General features: G+C 70.2%; 14 protein-coding genes. 12 read left to right on the top strand and 2 right to left on the bottom strand.

All coding sequences use genetic code 11. The annotated features are described in order from the left end of the window. Positions 1–17 precede the first annotated feature (17 nt). The 11 genes from WME83_RS39950 to WME83_RS39900 all read left to right on the top strand — a co-directional run bounded on the left by WME83_RS39950 (position 18) and on the right by WME83_RS39900 (position 8,772). Positions 18–1,088 carry a CgeB family protein gene (locus tag WME83_RS39950; protein ID WP_437314957.1) on the top strand — a complete coding sequence of 357 codons (1,071 nt, stop codon included), beginning with the start codon at positions 18–20 and terminating at the stop codon, positions 1,086–1,088. Positions 1,089–1,104: 16 nt separating this feature from the next. Beyond that, complete coding sequence (locus tag WME83_RS39945; RefSeq protein ID WP_437314956.1) at positions 1,105–1,833, top strand: sugar phosphate nucleotidyltransferase; 729 nt, start codon at positions 1,105–1,107, stop codon at positions 1,831–1,833. Positions 1,834–1,844: 11 nt separating this feature from the next. Next, a complete protein-coding gene (locus WME83_RS39940) occupies positions 1,845–2,678 on the top strand; it encodes a TIGR04290 family methyltransferase (protein ID WP_437314955.1) in 834 nt (277 codons plus the stop codon). Beyond that, complete coding sequence (locus WME83_RS39935; protein WP_437314954.1) at positions 2,675–3,562, top strand: glycosyl hydrolase; 888 nt, start codon at positions 2,675–2,677, stop codon at positions 3,560–3,562. The genes WME83_RS39940 and WME83_RS39935 overlap by 4 nt, the downstream gene beginning before the upstream one ends. A gap of 201 nt (positions 3,563–3,763) precedes the next feature. After that, positions 3,764–3,886: a hypothetical protein gene (locus WME83_RS39930; protein WP_437314953.1), complete on the top strand. Its 123-nt coding sequence runs from the start codon at positions 3,764–3,766 to the stop codon at positions 3,884–3,886. Further along, entirely contained in the window at positions 3,883–4,749 is an 867-nt protein-coding gene (locus WME83_RS39925) for a PIG-L deacetylase family protein (protein WP_437314952.1), read from the top strand. The genes WME83_RS39930 and WME83_RS39925 overlap by 4 nt, the downstream gene beginning before the upstream one ends. Beyond that, positions 4,740–5,795 carry a glycosyltransferase family 4 protein gene (locus WME83_RS39920; RefSeq protein ID WP_437314951.1) on the top strand — a complete coding sequence of 352 codons (1,056 nt, stop codon included), beginning with the start codon at positions 4,740–4,742 and terminating at the stop codon, positions 5,793–5,795. Before WME83_RS39925 ends, WME83_RS39920 begins: the two co-directional genes overlap by 10 nt. Before the next feature lie 205 nt (positions 5,796–6,000). Continuing rightward, complete coding sequence (locus WME83_RS39915; RefSeq protein WP_437314950.1) at positions 6,001–6,636, top strand: HD domain-containing protein; 636 nt, start codon at positions 6,001–6,003, stop codon at positions 6,634–6,636. Between the two features lie 214 nt (positions 6,637–6,850). Then, positions 6,851–7,501, top strand: coding sequence for a glutathione S-transferase family protein (locus WME83_RS39910; RefSeq protein ID WP_437314949.1), 651 nt, complete (start codon positions 6,851–6,853; stop codon positions 7,499–7,501). A gap of 67 nt (positions 7,502–7,568) precedes the next feature. Then, positions 7,569–8,186: a sugar O-acetyltransferase gene (locus WME83_RS39905; protein WP_437314948.1), complete on the top strand. Its 618-nt coding sequence runs from the start codon at positions 7,569–7,571 to the stop codon at positions 8,184–8,186. A 10-nt stretch (positions 8,187–8,196) separates the two neighbouring features. After that, a complete protein-coding gene (locus WME83_RS39900; RefSeq protein WP_437314947.1) occupies positions 8,197–8,772 on the top strand; it encodes a TetR/AcrR family transcriptional regulator in 576 nt (191 codons plus the stop codon). A gap of 35 nt (positions 8,773–8,807) precedes the next feature. Here the strand turns inward: WME83_RS39900 and WME83_RS39895 are convergent, their stop codons facing one another. Together WME83_RS39895 and WME83_RS39890 are read right to left on the bottom strand one after the other, a co-directional pair. Beyond that, positions 8,808–9,356, bottom strand: a complete 549-nt coding sequence (locus WME83_RS39895; protein WP_437314946.1) for a response regulator — start codon at positions 9,354–9,356, stop codon at positions 8,808–8,810. Positions 9,357–9,397: 41 nt separating this feature from the next. Further along, positions 9,398–14,773 carry a trifunctional serine/threonine-protein kinase/ATP-binding protein/sensor histidine kinase gene (locus tag WME83_RS39890; RefSeq protein WP_437314945.1) on the bottom strand — a complete coding sequence of 1,792 codons (5,376 nt, stop codon included), beginning with the start codon at positions 14,771–14,773 and terminating at the stop codon, positions 9,398–9,400. 578 nt (positions 14,774–15,351) lie between these two features. Here WME83_RS39890 and WME83_RS39885 point away from each other — a divergent pair. Next, positions 15,352–16,440, top strand: coding sequence for a trypsin-like serine protease (locus WME83_RS39885; protein WP_437314944.1), 1,089 nt, complete (start codon positions 15,352–15,354; stop codon positions 16,438–16,440). Positions 16,441–16,661 lie beyond the last annotated feature (221 nt).

Below are 16,661 nucleotides of genomic sequence, written 5' to 3'. Positions count from 1 at the left end.
AGGAGGTCCGGTTCGCGATGAGGCTCGTCATCTTCGGTCTGACGATCAGCTCGTCCTGGGGCAACGGCCACGCCACGCTGTGGCGCGGCGTGATCAACGCCCTCGGGCGGGCCGGGCACCGCGTCACCTTCTTCGAGCGCGACGTCCCTTATTACGCCTCGCACCGGGATCTGTACTCGCTCGCGCACGGCAACGAGCTCCGGCTCTACGGCTCGTTCGACGACCTCCTCCCCGAGGCCCGGCGCGCCGTCCGGGAGGCCGACGCGGCGATGGTGACCTCGTATTGCCCCGACGGCGGCCCCGCGACCGAGGTGGTCCTCGAGTCGCGCGGCCTCAAGGTCTTCTACGACCTCGACACGCCGGTGACGCTGGATCGGCTGAACGCCGGCCAGCCGGTCGGCTACATCGGCCCGCGGGGGCTCGTCGATTTCGACTGCGTGCTCAGCTACACGGGCGGCGCGGCGCTCGACGCGCTCCAGGCGAAGCTCGGCGCCCGGCGGGTGTTCCCGCTCTACGGCAGCGCCGACCCCGAGGTGCACCGCCCGGTCGTGCCGCGGGAGGAGTTCCGCGGGGACCTCTCGTACCTCGGCACGTACGCCGCCGACCGGCAGGAGGCGCTCTCCGCCCTGTTCCTGGAGCCGGCGAAGCGGCTGCCGCAAAAGCGGTTCGTCATCGGCGGCTCGCTCTATCCCGAGGATTTCCCGTGGACGGGGAACATCTATTACATGCGCCACGTGGCGCCGCCGGATCACCCGGCGTTCTACTGTTCCTCGCCGATGACGCTCAACATCACCCGGGGGGCGATGGCGGCGATGGGGTACTGTCCTTCCGGGCGGCTCTTCGAGGCGGCCGCGTGCGGGACGCCGATCCTGAGCGACAGCTGGGAGGGGCTCGACCGGTTCTTCACGCCGGGGAAGGAGATCCTCGTGGCGAGGACCGCGGACGAGGCCGTCGCGGCGCTCTCGCTCTCGGCGGCCGAGGTCGCGGCCGTCGCCGGCGCGGCGCGCGAGCGGGTGCTCGCGGAGCACACCGCGGCGCGGCGCGCGGCGGAGCTCGTGGCGATCCTCGAGTCGGTCTCGGCTCGATGAAAGGAGGCAAGGGGCGATGTGGGGAGTGATTCCGGCGGCGGGCCTGGGGAGCAGGATCCAGCCGCTCGCGTTCTCGAAGGAGCTGCTCCCGGTGGGGACGCGCCGGGACGGCGACGTGGAGCGGCCGCGCGCGGTCAGCGAGTACCTCATCGACCGGATGATCCTCGCCGGCGCGACGCGGATCTGCATGGTGATCTCGCCCGGCAAGTCGGACATCGTCGAGTATTACGGCGCGAGCGTCGGCCCGGCGCACATCTGTTATGTGGTGCAGCCGGTCGCCGCGGGGCTCTGTGACGCCATCTTCCGGTCGCTCCCCTGGATCCAGCCGGAGGAGGAGGTCCTCGTGGGGCTCCCCGACACGGTGTGGTTCCCGGAGCACGGGCTCCGCGCGCTCGATGGCGGGGGCCTCTCGTTCCTGCTCTTTCCGGTCGATCACCCGGAGTTCTTCGACGCGGTCGTCACCGACGAGAAGGGCAGGGTGCTCGAGATCCAGGTCAAGCAGCGGGACGCGCGCTCGCAGTGGGTCTGGGGCGCCTTCAAGCTCACGGGGGCGGTGATGCGTGAGCTCCACGATCTCTGGTGCGAGCGCGGGCAGACGGACCCGTACATCGGGACGCTGGTGAACGAGTACCTCGCGCGCGGCGGCAGCGCGCGGGCGGTGCGGGCTGGCGAGGCGTACGTCGACGTGGGGACGCTGCATGGCTACCGCGAGGCCATCCAGCTCCTCAGCGGCGCGGCCGTGTGAACGGAGGAGCCATGGAGCAGAGCGTGAGGAGCGTGCCGAACGTGCGGAGCGTGGAAGACGAGACGAAGCTGACCCGGGAGCAGATCCAGGAGCGCGTGCGCGGGCTCGGGCCGTGGTTCCACAACATCGATCTCGGCGGGGTGAAGACGGCGCCGGATCATTTCCTGGGCGATTACCCCGCGTTCAAGTGGAAGGGCTTCGCCCACGCGATCCCGGAGGATCTCACGGGCAAGACCGTCCTCGACATCGGCTGCAACGCGGGCTTCTACGCGCTCGAGATGAAGCGGCGCGGGGCGGCGCGGGTGCTCGGGATCGACAGCGACGACGATTACCTGGCGCAGGCGCGCTTCGCCGCGGAGGTCTCCGGCGCGGACATCGAGTTCCGGAACCTCTCCGTGTACGACGTCGGCAGCCTCGGAGAGCGCTTCGATCTCGTGCTCTTCATGGGCGTCCTGTACCACCTCCGCCACCCGCTGCTCGCGCTGGATCTGCTGCACGAGCACGTGGTCGGGCACACGCTGGTCTTCCAGAGCATGCAGCGCGGGAGCGCCGAGGTGACGCCGCTGGAGGGGGATTATCCGTTCTCGGAGAAGCGGATCTTCGACGAGGCGGGCTATCCTCGGCTCCACTTCGTGGAGCACAGCTATTCGCACGACCCGACGAACTGGTGGGTGCCCAACCGGGCGTGCGCGGAGGCGATGCTGCGGAGCGCCGGCTTCGAGATCGAGAACCACCCCGAGCCCGAGGTCTACATCTGCCGCCGCCGCGAGCGGGCGGACGGCGTGCCCGGCGCGGTCTACCCGGCCAGGCGAGCCGGCATGAGCATGAACGGAGAGCAGGCATGATCGAAGCGGTGATGCTCTGGAACGAGCCCAACAACAAGTCGCACTGGGATTTCGAGATCGATCCCGAGTGGACGACGTACGGCGCGATGGTGAAGCTCGCCGCGGACGCGATCCGGAGCGAGCGCCCCGAGCTGCCGCGCGTGCTGGGCGGCATCTCGCCGATCGATCCTGCGTTCATCGCCAACATGGGCCGGCAGGGCGTGCTCGATCACGTCGACGTCGTCGCGGTGCACGGCTTTCCGCTCGACTGGAACCACTGGCAGATCCACGAGTGGCCGAGCAAGCTCGACGAGATCCGCGCGGTGACCGACAAGCCGCTCTGGATCACCGAGATCGGCGTCTCCACGTTCGGCGCCGAGGAGGTGCAGGAGTTCGGCCTGAAGCGGAGCGCCGAGCTGCTCCGCGGCAAGGTCGATCGGGTGCACTGGTACAGCCTCTACGATCTGCCGCGCGCGTGGCCGGCGACGACGCGGCACCGCGAGGCCGAGGGCTCGTCGTACTACCGCCATTTCTACATGGGCCTGCTCCGCGAGGACGGGACGCCCAAGCGCGCTTTGCGGCTCTTCCCGGAGTGCACGCCCGATTTCGGCGTTTGCCAGTGGTTCCATTTCGAGGACCACCGGCTGGACGACGCGGTGGCGTGGTTGAAGAAGCTCGGGGTGCGCCATCTCCGCACCGGCCTGAGCTGGGCTGACAGCTTCCGCCCTGGCGCGGAGGCCTGGTTCGACCGGCAGATGAGGGCGATCGAGGCGTTCGATGTGACGCTGACCTACTGTTTCACCCCGGAGCACGCCGGGGTCCGGCCGCACCACACGAGCCCCCCGCAGCGGCTCGAGGAGTTCGCGGAGTTCTGCGCCCGCATGACGCGGCGTTATGTGGCGTAGGCGGCGGCTGTCCGGCTGTCGGAGCGACGTCTTTCTGCGCGGATGCGGCCTGTCCTGAACGCGCCGTGCCGTCGAGGCGCGCCTGTTCAGCTGTCGGTGAATGACGCGCCCTCTGGCGCGCCGCGTAGCCGTTTGGTAGGGTGGAGATCGTGCGCGCCTCCGGCGCCGGGACGACCGGCCGTCGCGCACGCCAGGTGGCTCATGTCGCACGTCACGAGCAGCCCGAAGCGAGAGAGACCCGAGGCGCACGGCGGCGCCCCGGGGGGCTCCGGCCGGCGCGGCGGGCGCGGCGTGCGCGTGGAGCTGCGGGAGGCGCTGCCGTGAACCTCGCCTCGCTCCGCCGCCAGGGCCGCACCCCGCCGGAGCTCGCGTGGCCGCCGTTCTCGTGGCTCTCGTCGGGCCGGCCGCCGCGCTGCCTCGTCGTGGTCGCCCATCCGGACGACGAGACCCTCGGGCTCGGCGCGCGCATCGGCCGGCTCCAGCCGATCGAGGTGGTGCACGTGACCGACGGGGCGCCCCGCGACAGCCGGTTCATGCCGGCGGAGCTCGCCGACATCGGGCGCGAGCGCTACATCGCCCTCCGGCGCGCCGAGCTGATCCGCGCGCTCGCCCTGGGCAACGTGCCGGCGTCGAAGCTCAGGTGCCTCGGCGCGGTGGATCAGGAGGCCATCGAGGAGGCGCCGAGCCTCGCCCGGAAGCTGCTCGAGCTGTTCGCCAGGACCCGGCCCGAGGTGGTGATCACCCACCCGTACGAGGGCGGCCACCCCGATCACGACGCGGCGGCGCTCGCCGTCCATTCGGCCGCGGTGCTCGCCCTCTGGAACGGCGTCACCTCGCCGCTGATCTTCGAGGCGGCCTCGTACCACGCCGCGCGGGGTCACCTCGTCACCGGCGAGTTCATCGCGCAGCCGAGCGTCCCCGAGATCGCCCTCCGCCTCTCGGGCGAGGAGGCGTCGAAGAAGCGCGCCATGCTGGCCTGCTTCTCCAGCCAGAAAGAGACGCTCGCCCCGTTCGGCGCCGAGGTCGAGCGCTTCCGCCCGGCGCCCGCCTACGACTTCCGGATGCCTCCGCACGAGGGGGCGCTCCATTACGAGCGCCTCGGCTTCCCCATCGACGGCGCGCGCTGGCGGAAGCTCGCCATCAAGACGCTGACGCTGCTCGGCCTCGATCGAGAGCGATGCCTCTGACGGTCCTGCACGTCGGTTATCCGCTCGCGCCCGTGGGTCCGGACGCCGTGGGCGGCGCCGAGCAGGTGCTCTCGATGCTCGACGAGGCGCTCTCGCGCGGCGGCCACCGGTCGGTCGTCGTCGCGCCGGAGGGCTCCGCGTGCGCGGGGACGCTGGTCCCCACGCCGGCGCCGCCGCCGGGCGCCGTCCTCGACGAGGCCGCCAAGGAGCAGGCGTGGCGCCACCACCGGAGCGCCATCGCGCGGGCGCTGGAGCGGTATTCGATCGACCTCGTCCACCTGCACGGCGTCGATTTCGATCGCTACCTGCCCGAGCCCGGCGTGCCCGCGCTCGCGACGCTCCACCTCCCGCCGAGCTTCTATTCGCCGGCAGTGTTCCGGATCGAGCGCCCGAGGACGTTCCTCCATGGCGTCTCCGCGACGCAGCGGCGCGCCTGCCCGCCGGGGGCGCGGCTCTTGCCCGAGATCCCGAACGGCGTCCGGCTGGAGCATTACCGGCCGAGGCGGTACCGGCGCGGCTTCGCGCTCGCGCTCGGCCGGATCTGCCCGGAGAAGGGGTACCACGTCGCCGTCGAGGCCGCGGTCCGGGCCGGGTCGCCGCTGCTCATCGCCGGACAGGCGTTCGGCTACGAGGAGCACACGCGGTATCTGCGGGAGGTGCTTTTGCCGATGCTGGGCGGCGCCGGGCCGGCGCGGCGCTTCCTGGGCCCGGTCGGCCTGGTCCGGAAGCGCCGGCTGCTCGCGGCGGCCCGGTGTCTGCTGGTGCCCAGCCTGGTCCAGGAGACCAGCTCGCTCGTCGCCATGGAGGCGCTCGCCTCGGGCACGCCGGTGATCGCGCTCCGCGGCGCCGGCGCGCTGCCGGAGATCGTGGAGCACGGCCGGACGGGGTACCTGGTGGACGACGCCGCGGGGATGGCCGAGGCGATCGCGATGGCGGACCGGCTCGACCCGGCGGAGTGCCGCCGCGCGGCCGAGGAGCGCTTCTCGGCGGCGAGGGCGGCGGCCGCGTATCTGGAGACGTACCGCCGGATCCTGCGCGAGGGGTGAGCGGGAGGCGCTGGGAGGGATTGTCTTGCCTTCCCTCTCCTCTGTATTCCGTTCTTCCCGACAAGGCACAGGCGGACCTGGTGAACAGCACATCGGGTGTGTCGTCGACCGAAGCTCGCGGATCCTTCCGATGGTGGTCACGCCTGGTCGCCTGCAGGTTGTTCGGCAAGACCGGGCTTGGCGCCGCACGTAAGGAGAGAGGACCGTGAAGAACGAGATCGCTGGCATCCGCATCCCCGACAGCCACCTGGCCGCGGAAGCGACCGCGCTCGCGCGGGGGATGTCGGCGCCCTTCCTCTTCAACCACGTCATGCGCACGTACCTCTTCGGCGCCCTGCTCGCGAAGCGGCGCGGGCTCGAGCTCGACCTCGAGCTGTTCTACCTCGGGGCGGCGCTCCATGACCTCGGCCTGGCCGAGGGGTTCCGGGGCCCGGAGCGGTACGAGGTCGACGGCGCAAACGCGGCGAGCGAGTTCCTGAAGCAGCGCGGCGCGCCCGAGGAGACGATCGGCGTCGTGTGGGACGCGATTGCGCTGCACACCGTGAGGGGGGTCCCGCCCTACAAGCGGCCCGAGGTGGCGCTGCTCCACGTGGGAACCATCATGGACATCACTGGCAGGGACTTGAAGGAGCTCTCCGCGGACGACGTGGATGAGGTGCTCCAGGCGTACCCGCGTCTCGATTTCAAGCGCGCATTTCCACAGGCGATCGCCGACATGCTCGCCAGCAAGCCTGAGACTGCCTTCTACAACTTCACGGCCGACATCGCCGAGCGCCTGATCCCGGGCTTCCATGCCCCCAATTTCTACGACGTCATCCAGGCGGCGCCGTTCAAGGAGTGACGGATAGGGGATATCGGCGCGACCCTCCAACGTCTCGGGGACGGCGCCGCCCAGCGTCACCCGACCCGGCGGTTGACATAAGGCACAAAAAGTGCGATCCACGGATCCGCCTACGAACACCGACAGATTCAACGAGCTCACTCGGCTGCGTGATGCTGGCTGCACCCCGTCGGGGATCATTCCCAGCCGACGAATACAGGAGAGGCTTGCTGCGATGAGCAAACTGACCATCTGGACCTACGACTGGGTCCCTGGAGGCCCTCGCGGTTTCGTGCGTGATCTAAGGCTGAGATGGGCGTGTGAGGAAGCTGGTCTCCTCTACGAAGTCCAGACGATCCCATTCGATGATCGCGAGACCAATCATCTCGAGCGCCAGCCCTTTGGCCAAATTCCGTTCCTGAACGACGGAGAGCTGAAGATCTTCGAGAGCGGCGCGGGGCTGCTGCATCTGGCCCGGAAGAGCGATACGCTGATGCCGCGCGATCCGGTTGGAGAATCGGAGACGCTGCAATGGACGATCGCCGCGCTCAACTCGCTTGAGATGGTCACCGTGCCGTGGTGGTTCTTGAAGATCACCGGCGACAAGAACAATGGGCTTACCGGGTGGATGGGCAAGCGCCTCGACCAGATCGAAAAGGTCCTGAGCGAGCGAGAATGGCTCGCGGCCGGCCGCTTCTCCGTCGCAGACCTGCTGATGGCGGACGTGCTACGGGTCCCGGACGTCCGCGCTTTCGGCGATCGGCCGGCGACCGAGGCCTATGTCGCCCGCGTGACCGATCGCCCCGCATTCAAGAAAGCCCAAGCCGACCAGATCGCGCTTTTCGCGGCGGCCGACGAGAAGAGAGCAAAGAAAAGCTCAGACTGACGAGCGTCTTGACCTCGCTCGGCCGGCGATGTGGACACCCGTTCCCAGGATGCGTACACTCGTCCATATGACGAACCCCGACGACACGCGATCCATGCGCGAACGGATGCTCGCTGGAGACCTCTACACGGGCGATCCCGAGCTCGCGGAGCTGAGCGCCGCGGCGCTGGATCTGATGGCGGCCTACAACGCGACCTCGGCGCGCCAGCGCCCGCTGCGCCGCCAGCTGCTGGAGCAGCTGCTCGGCTCGATCGGCGAGGGCACGGAGATCCGCCCGCCGTTCTACGTGGATTACGGCGCGCACATCACCATCGGGGCGCGCTGCTTCGCGAACTTCGGGCTGGTGGCGCTCGACGTCGCGCCGATCACCATCGGCGACGACGTGCAGATCGGGCCCAACGTGCAGCTGCTCACGCCGACCCACCCGCTGGACCCCGAGCCGCGGCGCCAGAAGTGGGAGGCCGCCAAGCCCATCACCATCGGAAACAACGTGTGGCTCGGCGGCGGCGCGATCGTGCTGCCCGGGGTGACGATCGGGGACAACACCGTGGTGGGCGCCGGCTCCGTCGTGACGCGCGATCTGCCGGCCAACGTCGTCGCGGTGGGCAACCCCGCGCGCGTGATCCGCTCCCTCGACGGCGCCGCGGCCGCGGCCGCTCGGGCGGCGGGCGACGCGCGCGGGTGACGGGGGCGCGATGGGCAGAGCCAGGGCGACGCGCGCCGCGCCGGCGCGGAGGGCGCGCCGCCACGACCCGGGGCGCAGGGAGCGGCTGGTGACGACGGCGCTCGACGTCATCGCCGAGCAGGGGGTCGCGGGCGCCTCGCACCGCTCCATCGCGCGGGCCGCCGACGTGCCGCTCGGCTCGACCACATACCATTTCGCGTCGATCGACGAGCTCCTCGCCGCGGCGTTCACCCGGCACGCGGAGGCCGTGGCCTCCCGCTTCGAGGCGCGGATGCGCGCCGCCCGCGACCGGGAGGCCGCGGTCGAGCTCCTGGTCGAGCACCTCACGGCGGACCTGCTCGGCTCGCCGCGCGACCTCGTGCTCGGCGTCGAGCTCTACGTCGCCGCCGCCCGGCGGCCCGCGCTGCGCGCCGTCACCCAGGCCTGGATGCTGCGGAGCCGACGCGCGCTGGAGCTCCACTTCGACCCGGTGACCGCGCGGGAGCTCGACGCGCTGATCGAAGGCCTGGTGCTGCACAGCGCGCTGTCCACGGATCCGATGACGGCCGAGCAGATCCGGCGCGCGATCCGCCGCTTCGCCCGCTGAGCCGGGGGCGGCGCCGCCGGGCGCGAGCGCCTCCCTCAGCCGCCGGTGCGCACCTTCCGGTGCTGCTCGATGAGCCGCCTGCCCTCGAGGACCTTCCCGTAAAAGTCGACCGCCGTCCGTATCGCGCCGAGCAGGCACGCGATGTCGCCGCTCTTCGTGATGTAGCCGAAGGGCCTGTGGTGATTGATGATATCGTAAGGATCCTTCGCGTCCTGATAGGCCGAATAAAAGATCACCGGGACGTCGGGATGCTTCCTCCGGATCTCGTCGCAGGCCCAGAAGCCGTCGTGTTTTCCCATCTTCACGTCCAGGACGACGGCGCAGGTGTCGTCTTCGACGGCGTCCCGGCCCTCCTTGGCCGAGGCGCACACGGTGACGTCATACCAGGCGTCGAGGACGCCCCGGAGCGATTTCCTGATCGTGGGATCGTCGTCGACCACCAGCACCTTGGGCCGAGCCGCGGTCTCCGGGCTGGGGAGCGCCCCCTCCCTGACCAGCAATGCATCGAAGTCCTTGAACGACATCCCCCGGCCCCCCGGCTCCACGGGCGCGCCCCCGCGCTCGTTCGCGACTTGATCTTCCATATCACCGCGCGTCGACGTTTTGCAAGCCGCCGGCCCGAACGCTACGGCCACGCGCGCGCCGGGGGAGGGGACTCGGCGTCAGCGCGCGTCTTCGGGAGGGCGATGCGGAACGTCGTCCCGTGATCCGGCTGGCTGCTGATCTCCACGGCGCCCTCGTACAGCGCCGCGAGCTTCTTCACGACGCCGAGCCCGAGGCCGGTCCCGCTCTCCGCCTTCGTCGAGAAGAAGGGATCGAAGATCCTGGCGTGAAGCGCGGGAGGGATACCCACGCCGGTGTCGCTGACCTCCAGCACCCAGCGGCGCGGCTCCTCCACGAGCGAGATGACGATGCGCCTCTCGCGCTGGTCGCCGGCCTCGCAGAGCGCGTCGCGCGCGTTCAGCATGAGGTTTCTCAGGATGGAGTGGAAATGGATCTCGTTGCCCCGGAGCTCGGCCCCCGCGTCGACCAGGACGTCGACGGCGATCGCGTGCCGCGCGAGGTCGTCGCTCGCCTCCCTGAGGATGGACTCGATGACCGGGCGAACTCGGACCGCCTGGCACCCGGGGCGCTCTCGCCCGACCCTCGCATACTCGAGGATCATGCGGGTGCTCGCGAGCCCCCGGTCGAGCGACTCCTCGATGTCGCGAAGCGTCGTGTCGAGCAGCTCCTCGTTCGCGTTGATCCGCCGAAAGACGGTGGCGGTGGCCGCTTGAGCATCGGCGGGCATGTGGCGCTTCGTCGAGAGATAGAGATCTCTCAGGAGCCCGCTGTTCTCCGCGCAGACGCTCCTCTGCGGATCGCCCGCGGCCGCGCCGCGGATCCGCGCGAGGAACGTCTTCGCGCCCGTGAGGATGTTCCGCATCTCGTGGGCGAACCCGCCCGCCATCTGCACCTCGGTCGCCTCCTTCTCCAGCGCGATGAGGCGCGCCTGCGCGTCGCGGAGCTCCCGGGTGCGCTCCGCGACCATGTGCTCGAGCCGCTCGTTGGCGCTCCGGATCTCGGCGTTCGCCGACTCGACGGCGCGGAGGAGCTCCGCGTTCTCCACGGCGATGGCGGCCTGCGCGGAGAGCCAGCCGAGCACCTCGACGCGCGCTGGCTGGAAGGCGTCGGGGATGGAGCGGTGCTCCAGATAGAGCAGGCCGGTGACGCTGCCGCGGTAGAGGAGCGGCAGGCAGAGGATGGACCGCGGCTGAAGGCGGGCGATCGCGGGGTCGCGGCCGAAGCGCGCGTCGCGGGGGGCGTCGCGGAGGACCACCACCTCGGCCGTGCGCGCGACGTAGTTGAAGACGGTCTGTGGGAGATCGGCGCGCGCTTCGGCGGGCTGCCGGAGCTCGACCTCGACGACCTCGGGCTCGATGTCGAGGGTCGCCTCGAGGAACAGCCGATGATCGCGGAGCAGGAGGAGCGCTCCCCGCTGCGCCCCGGCGTTTGCGGCGGCGATCCGCAGCAGGCGATCGATGACCTTCGGCAGCACGAGCTCGCTCGCGACCGCCTGCGCGGATCGGATGATCGCGGCCACGTCGAGGAGCTGCGGGTCCAGCGGGTGGCCCGCGCCCGGGCCGGGACGCCCTGCCGGGGCGGCGCGCTCCTCGACGAGCCAGGGATGGGCAGCGACGAGCGCCTGCGTCTTCGCGTCGGCGCCCCAGGTCGCGTAGACGCGGAAGGCGTTCGTCAGGTAGTGCCGCGCGATCTCCTGCCGCCCGAGCCCTCGGTAAAAGCCGGAGGCGAGCTCATAGGCCAGCGCCTCCTCGTGCAGGAAGCCGTGCCGCCGCGCTCCCTCGATCGCGCGGTCGTAGAGCTCCATCGCCGGGACCGCCTCGCGCCGCACGCGCGAGAGCTCGGCGCTCACGAGATCGTGCTTGTGGCGGTTGTTCTCCGGGGCGAAGCGCGCCCAGGTCTCGAGCTTTCGCTGGTTGGCGTCGACCTTGGCGAGCGCGGCGCCGCGGTCGTCCTCCGGCAGGCGGTCGAGGGCGGCGAGGATCGAGAGCGATTGGTAGAAATTGTGCTCCAGCGCGGTGACCAGACCTGCGACCGCATCCTGGTACTCCTCTCCGGCGCGGAGGCAGGGGTCGGCCTGCTCCGGACGGCCGAAGAGGTACAGCATCATGCCCTTCGCGAGGTACAGCGCGAACATCGAGCTCCTGCTCTGTCCCAGGCAGGCGATCATCGTCGTTTCGTCGAAGCTGTCGCCGACGAGCCTCGACCTCTCCGCAGACGCATCTCGCAGGCAGCGGACCAGCTGTGCCCAGATCTTGGAGTGGTAGAGCGAGTACTGGTTGTTCAGCTTCAGGGATAGCTCTATCGATTGCTTCATCCGCAGCTCGGTGGTCGCCAGATCGTCTCCCACGAAGAGCGAGTGCAACGACCAGATGGTCGAGCTGTACCCAGAGAAATCGATGTTCCCCGTCTCCAGACCTACCTGGACCGCGTGGCGTATCGGATCGAGCGTCTCTCGGAGGTGTCGCTTCCAGTGGTGGATGAGGACGTGCACCGTGCCGTAGATCTTGGATTCGAGCTCGACCGCGTCGAACTTGTGGGTGAGATCGAGCGCCAGCTGCCCGAGGGCGAAGGCGTCGTCGATGTTGTTCGCCGCGCATTGGAGGATACCGTAGATCGCGTAGGCGAGCGCGGCGGGAGACGAATTGCCGTGCCGGACGCAGATGTCCACCATCGTGAACGCGGTCGTCGGCAGCAGATCCGGCCTCGCGAGATACGTCGCCGGCGTGACCGTCGTCAGGATGCGGAGCGCGGCCTGCATCCGCTCGTCTGTCATCGGCGGGAGCTGCGCCAGCCGAGCCACCTCGGCGTGCGCCGGCGGCGCGCTCGACAGCTGGACACCCAGCACGCCGAGCACGCGGAACGCCATGTCGATGGCGTCCTGCATTCGATTTTGTGAGATGTAAAACTGGACGCGAGTCTCGTACACCCGGATCTTCTCGAGGGCATCTCTGGCGCGATCCTCGACGACCTTCGCCGCCCTCTCGGCGTTCTCGAAGTTGATCGTCAGGTACTCGAGCTCGACCAGATCCGTGTAGATCGAGAGCGACAGCGCGTGATCCGCCTCCCAGCAGTCGTCCGGCAGAAACGCCGCCGCCGCGCGGAGGCACTGCACCGCGGGCCCGTAGGCCGCCCCGCGCCTCGCCTTCTGTCCGGCCCTCAGGTTGAGCGCCGCGGCCTCGTAGCGCTGCTGCCTGTCTTCGATCAGCGCGGCGCCCAGGTTGAGGTGCGTCACGATCTCGTGGATCCGGGCCTCGAGCGACTCGGGCGGGGTCTCTCGCAGCATCCGCCGCCCGAGCTCCAGGTGGACCCTGATCCGCTCCTCCTCCGGGAGCAGCCGGTACGCCGCCTGCTGCACGCGGTCGTGCAGGAACCTGAACGCCGCGGATCTCCCGCCGTCCTCGGCGAGGAAGCGCGCGATCTTGTAATCGCCGTCGACGGGCAGCACGAGCCCCCCCTCCAGCGCCGGCCAGAGGTCCTCGTCGGTGGCCCGCACGTCCTTGTGGTGAATGCGCGCGAGCAGCTTCAGATCGAACTGGCTGCCGATGCACGCGGCCAGCATCACGACCCGCTGCGTCGCCCCGGCCAGGCTGCGGACGCGGAGGATCATCAGGTCGACGACGTTCTCCGCGGCGCTCATCCGCGCGATGTCCGGCGCGCTCCACCGCCAGGCGCCCCGCTCCGGATCGAAGGTCAGGTGACCTTCGCGGTGGATGCTCGTCAGGTGCTGGATGATGAACAGCGGGTTCCCCTCGGTCCGCGAGAAGAGGATGTCCGACAGCGGGCGGCACGCGTCGCGGGGCGAGCCCAGCGTGTCGGACACGAGCTGCTCGACGTGCTCTCGCTCGAGCGGCGTGAGCGCCATCGTGCGCACGCGCGCCTCGCTCTTCTTCAGCGCGCTCAGCATCATCATGAGCGGATGGGCGTCGTCCACCTCCCTGTCCCGGTACGCGCCGATCAGCAGGAGGCGTCGAATGTCGGCGTCCTCCATGAGGACGTCGATCAGGTTCAGCGAGCCGGTGTCGGCCCACTGGAGGTCGTCGAGGAACAGGACGAGCGCGCGTCCCCGCGAGGTGATCGCCCCGATGAAGCTCCGGAACGTGAGGTGGAACCGGTTGCGCGTCTCCATCGGGCCCAGCGCCGGGACGGGCGGCTGCTCGCCGAGGAGGAGCGCGACCTCGGGGATCACGTCGGCGATGACCTGACCGTTCGGCGAGATCGCGGCGAGGAGCCTGGCCCTCCAGGCGCCGAGCTCCTCCTTGCTCTCCGTGAGGAGCTGCCGCACGAGCTCCCGGATCGCGGCGATGAAGGACGCATACGGGATGTTGCGCGAGAGCTGATCGAACTTGCCGGCGGCGAAATAGCCCCCCTCCTCGGCGATGGGCTTGTGGATCTCGCTCACGACCGACGATTTGCCGACGCCCGGGTAGCCGGTCACGAGGAGGAGCTCCGACGCGCCGCCGGCTCCGGACCCGCGGCCGCTCACGCCCCGGAACGCGCTCATCAGCGTCGCGACCTCCGCCTGCCGGCCATAGAGCTTCTGCGACACCTGGAGCCGGTTCGGCCTGTCCTTCTGGCCAACCACGAAGCCCGCAGCCGGCCTTTGGCCCTCCAGCACCTCGAGGCACGCGAGCAGATCGGCCCGGAGCCCGAACGCGCTCTGGTAGCGCGCCTCGGCGGTCTTCGACAGGAGCTTCATGATGACCGCGGAGAAGGCCTCCGGCACGGACGACCGCGCCTGATGCGGAGGGACCGGCGTCCTCGCGATGTGGGCGTGCACGAGCTCCATCGGATCCGTCGTCTCGAAGGGGAGGCGCCCGGTCGTGAGCTCGTAGAGCGTGACCCCGAGAGCGTAGTAGTCCGAGCGGAAGTCGACCGATCGGTTCATCCGGCCAGTCTGCTCGGGAGACATGTAATACAGCGTGCCGCCGCCGGACGACCGCGGATCGCACACCGCCGCCCGCTCCGCCGGCAGCAGGGAAGCGCTCGAGAAGGCCGTGAGCTTGCTCGCGCCGAGCGCGGGATCCACGAGGATGTTGCTCGGCTGGAGGTCGTTGTGGATGATGTTCCGGTCGTGGATGGCGCCGAGCGTGTCGGCCAGCTGCAGCGCCAGCTGGATCGCCGGCGCGGGCCCGATGTCGCGCCCGCCCTCATCGAGGGTCGCCCGGAGGGAGCGGCCCTCGAAGTGCTCGAGGACGAGCGCGACCTGGTCGCTCCGGACCTCCAGATCGCGGGCCTTGAGGATCCCCTCCAGGTCGAGCTTGCTGGTGATCTCGTGCTCGCGCTGGAGCATCGCGATCTCGCGGGGGCCGTGGACGTCGCGTCGAGCCACCTTGAGGAGGCACAGCGCTTCTGTGCTCCTCGTCCGGCCCAGGTAGACGCTGTGCCGAGGCCCGTGGTGCAGCGCGTGGAGGACCTCGTGACGGATGAGCTCGACCATGTGGTTCCCCCTGGATCGGACGCCGGCCAGCAGCCACGACGCACGACGACCCGATGGCGGTGGCGGTCGCGCGCCCCTTCCGACAGGAGTATCACAAGCGGGAGGAGGCCTCCGGGGGTCGTGCGGGCTCGGCCCCCGGGCGCCCGCGCCGGGCGACGAACAGCGGCTCCCCAGGCCGGCCCCCTGGTCCCGCGACCGCTCCCCCGCGGCGACGCCGCTCCCGCTCGCTGGCAAAGCTTGCCGCTCCGGCAATCCTTGCCGTCGCGCGGTGGCATGGATTGCCATGCCGCCGCCGCGCCATCCGCCTCCGAGCAGCGCGGGCGAGACGCCATCGCGGCCGCACGACGCCCTCGATCCCGGGCCCGTCGCCAGGAGCGGGCGCCCGCGGAGGCAGGGGCGCGCGCCGGAGCCGCCGCCTCGCTGATCGCACGGCGCTTCGCGCGACCCCGCCGCGCTGCGGCCGACGGACGGCACGAGCGTTGCTCTGCACGAGAGCGCTCGTGATCACGGCTCGACCCATCGAGCGCGGCGCTGCTCTTCAACAGCGCCAGTGACACGGCTCAAGAAGGAACCTGACCATGCGCACCATGTTCGCTTTCTCGGCTGTTGCTCTGTCGCTCGTTGCGTGCAGCGTCGGCGCGCAATCCGAATCAGAGCTCATCGACTCGTCCCAGGAGGAGCTCGTCAACGGGCACGTCGCCACCGAGGCCGAATACCCGTCCGCGGTCTACCTGGGCGGCTGCACGGGGGTGAAGGTCGGCGAGCGCCACTTCCTCTCCGCGGCGCATTGCTTTCCGAATCCCGGGAGCGTCACGAACCTGAGCGTCACGGCGGACAACAACACGCTGAACCAGGTCTCGCTCACGGTGGTGTCCGTGAACAACCACCCGGAGTACCAGAATTGCACGAGCTGCGCTGGGGACGGCTCCATGAGCGACTTCGGGCTCAGGCCCGACGTCTCGCTCATCATTGTCAACGAGCTGACCCCGCAGATCCCGGTCGCCGTGATCGACCCGAACCCGGTCGCCGTCGGCGCGTCGGTCACGTTGACCGGCTACGGCTGCGAGGGCGTTCAGCCGGAGCCTCCGCCGCGGTTCAAGGTGGGAGACTCCGAGACCGTCTCGCCGCTGAGCCTCGACCCTGCCGCGACGATCCCCGGTTCGTACACGACCACCGAGGGCCCCGTCCTGTCCCCCGGCGCGCCCGCCCTGTGCCCCGGCGATTCGGGGGGGCCGCTGTTCCGCACGGGCACGAACCAGGTGGTCGGCATCAACGCCCTCGTCTCCGGCAACGACGACGGCGAGATCGGCAACTGGTTCACCCGCCTGGACTCGGAGTCTCGATACGACGTTTACTCCTGGCTGCAGGGGCTGATCGGAGCGCCGATCTCGACGCCGTGCAGCTCGATCTGTAGCAACCCGACCCAGATCACGTCCGCGTCCTACTCCAGCGGCAACCTCGGCACGGGCGAGCGCTGCTTCGAATCCACGGCCAATCCGGTGGCCGTCAACTGCGGAGGCTTTGCCGCCTCGCGCACCTTCGAGGTCAACGGGACGGCCCTGTCCTGCAGCGGACAGGGGGTCACCCTCCCCGCGAAGCGCAACGGCGGCTATTGCTTCCACGCCAGCGCCGGCGCCAACTCCTGGGCCTGGTTCACCACGTGGTGACGAGGACGCCGCGGGACGGCTCGCGCCCGCGGTCTTCCGCTTGAATGGCTTCCGCTCGGGCGCGCGGACCGCGCGTCCGCGCGCCTGGCGGTGCCGCGGTCTTCGCAGGCCGTTTCCCAGGCGCGCTTCGGCCCGCGCGCTGGAGGGAGCGGGCTCGGCGGGCCGCGCGGGATGTGTCCGAGGCGGTGAGATCTCCGGCGCCCGCGGTGACGCCGCGGTGT

It is taken from the genome of Sorangium sp. So ce385 (assembly GCF_051474135.1).
Classification (GTDB): domain Bacteria; phylum Myxococcota_A; class Polyangia; order Polyangiales; family Polyangiaceae; genus Sorangium; species Sorangium cellulosum_D.
Note: the sequence above shows the minus strand (reverse complement) of the source record. Positions and strands in the feature narration are given on the sequence as shown.